Raw genomic sequence first — 2,394 nt, 5'->3', positions numbered from 1 at the left:
ATAAAGAGGCCTCCGCATGATGCGCCCCACACGTCGCCAGATGCTGTACGGCATCGGTGCGGCAGCTTTGGCTCTCACACCTTTTCTGCTGACAGAACTGAGGCAGAACACGCTTGGAGTCACAGGTGGCACCCAGGCGTCAGCAGAGAGTCAACAGAGGCCAAGTGGCGGATGGATTTACGGCAGCCGTAGTGCCCGTTTCACCATTGTCGAATATGCAGATCTGGAATGCCCGTACTGCAAGGATTATTTCCCACGGCTCAAAGCATGGGTTGATCAGCATCCAGACGTGAACCTCCAGTGGCACCACCTCCCTCTTCCCATGCACGAGCCAGCCGCGAGCTATGAAGCTCGCTGGGCTGAGTGCTTAGGGATCGAGCGAGGCAATGACGCTTTCTGGCTCGCAGTCGAGCTCATTTACCAGCGTACTCGGTCAAACGGTGCTGGAGTTGCTGGCAATCCGCAGATCCCGGGGCTTGAGGATCGACAGCAATATATTGATAACTGCGCTTCGAGCAACCAGTCCGTGCAACGGGCCGTCATTAACCAGGCTCACAAGGCCAGCCAGGACGGCATCACTGCCACACCGACGTTGGTCATCAAGGACAAGCACTCTGGCCGCACGATCAAGCTGCAGGGAGCACCTGAAGGTGATGTATTGCTTTCCGCAATCGACTGGCTGGCCAGCACGTAAGGATAGATAAATGAATCCTGCCTTTGAACAAGCTTTGCAAGCGCGCTTGCTTTGGATGCAGGTCCGTAGCTATGGCTCACTTGGTTTTCATCGGATGCGAGCGAGTGAAATAGGACAACTGCTGCCGCATCACTGGATGCCGGACTGACTTACTCAACTTGAGTTCGGCAGCCTGCTTGTCGCCCACGTTACGTACAGTAGGTTGAAGATCAATACCTGGACGCCAGCCTGCGCAACAACCCGATGCTTTGGCGAGACACTTCATTCGCAATCTGTGCAGATTTACGACGACTGAAATCAGCTTAACGTACTTTAAAATCCGTTTTCTGAGGCGACCCCAACTGGGCATCTCGACGCTCGCGGCCAGCCTGACGACGATCTTTCCCGATCCACCGTCAGCCCCTCTGACGCTGCCACTGCCGCAGTGCCCCCGGTAATGGGTGGCACCACGTTTTTTCATGGAACCTTTTTTTGGTGAAAACCACTGACTGACGTCCCCATGGAGAAAGACGCAGGCGTCACTCAATAACGGTTTCAAAGGACCCGAGGCCTCTCTGTAGTCAAATTACTAAAGTGGTGAAATTATGGGCTGTATTGTTAGCAAATCAGGGGCGTATACGCCTTCAGCAACCCCGGAGATCAATCTTTCTAGCAGTAACCTGCCGGATCGGGCCTTAGGGAAGGCCGAGCTCTTGGCCGATAGTTTGACAGGGGCACGTGAAGAAGGAGTCAACTCAAATTTGGTGACGTATGGTGCACGTACGCTGAAAATGTTGGCTACAAACAAGCAGCCAGACGAGGCGCTTCTGAAGCTTGATATTAAGAATTTGCCAGCGATGGTCTCAACTTACAACCGTCGTTATCCTGGATTAAATCTACAGCACTTTGACTCTCCGCTCGATTTTTTGCAATCTCTGCGTGGACAAACCAGTCCAGTTTCCCAACGCGCCATTTTGCGGCTTGAACGTGATGGTGAACATCACGTGGCAGCAGATGTTCGACTGAGACCTAATGGTGAAACAAGCGTAATTATTCTTGAACCGGCCAAGGTGCTTACCTTTGCAGTCGGCCACACCCAGCTACGGCGCCAAGCTTTTACTTACCTTGATGAAAGGGCCAAATTCGCGTTCATGGAGGTGGGGGCGCAGAAGTCTGCCGCAGATTGCGTAATATTCGATTTGCACTTCGCTTTGCATGCCCACCAGCGCGCCTCACTGTTTGACCGGTGGCATGACAACATGGCCGAATACGGGACAATCGATCCATACAGGCAGAGCGCGGCGTCTCCAAACGTGCTCTTGGAAGATGCTGGTGTCGAACTTGTGCTCGGAGAAAAAATGCTGCCTCCCATTTTCTTCAAGCACACACATAGCAGTAGCGTGGTGGAAGAGGTGGAAAGTTCCCAACCAGGAAGTGCTGAAAAAGATGTCAGTACAAGCGGGCGTCAGCAGATAAATGAATCGCTGAGGGAACGAGTTCAGGCCTTCCGCGTTAATCGTGGTGATTACGGTTACAGCGCGTCGATCGAGACATCGCGTGCTACAAAGATCCGATTAGCGTTGGAGACAGCCATCTCTGATAGTCAATCATAGGTGTAGGCGGTTTCAGAGGCTGAGTGCAACACCCGGCTATTGAGTTAGGGATGGACTCTCATGATGCTTGGACATCATTTCCGTCATCATTTCGATAGGGCATCTGTA

Annotated in this window: 3 protein-coding genes; 2 read left to right on the top strand and 1 reads right to left on the bottom strand. The window is 52.8% G+C overall.

The window, feature by feature from the left end; genetic code table 11:
• The first annotated feature begins 16 nt into the window (after positions 1 to 16).
• Complete coding sequence (locus tag DW49_RS0106945) at positions 17 to 694, top strand: DsbA family protein (protein ID WP_024421146.1); 678 nt, start codon at positions 17 to 19, stop codon at positions 692 to 694.
• Positions 695 to 770: 76 nt separating this feature from the next.
• Here the strand turns inward: DW49_RS0106945 and DW49_RS1000000132790 are convergent, their stop codons facing one another.
• Entirely contained in the window at positions 771 to 1,232 is a 462-nt protein-coding gene (locus DW49_RS1000000132790) for a hypothetical protein (protein ID WP_161780191.1), read from the bottom strand.
• Between the two features lie 46 nt (positions 1,233 to 1,278).
• On the opposite strand from DW49_RS1000000132790, the gene hopZ4 reads away from it, so the two are divergent.
• Positions 1,279 to 2,286 carry a type III secretion system YopJ family effector HopZ4 gene (gene hopZ4 / locus DW49_RS0106940; RefSeq protein ID WP_005622498.1) on the top strand — a complete coding sequence of 336 codons (1,008 nt, stop codon included), beginning with the start codon at positions 1,279 to 1,281 and terminating at the stop codon, positions 2,284 to 2,286.
• Positions 2,287 to 2,394 lie beyond the last annotated feature (108 nt).

Origin of the sequence: Pseudomonas avellanae BPIC 631 (assembly GCF_000444135.1) — a bacterium.
GTDB classification, from domain to species: domain Bacteria; phylum Pseudomonadota; class Gammaproteobacteria; order Pseudomonadales; family Pseudomonadaceae; genus Aquipseudomonas; species Aquipseudomonas avellanae.
This window is presented reverse-complemented; position numbering and strand designations above follow the sequence as displayed.

Bases quoted from the DNA above. Each gene is read 5' to 3' on its own strand.
- DW49_RS0106945 (WP_024421146.1), top strand. From the start codon at position 17: ATGATGCGCCCCACACGTCGCCAGATGCTGTACGGCATCGGTGCGGCA.
- hopZ4 (WP_005622498.1), top strand. From the start codon at position 1,279: ATGGGCTGTATTGTTAGCAAATCAGGGGCGTATACGCCTTCAGCAACC.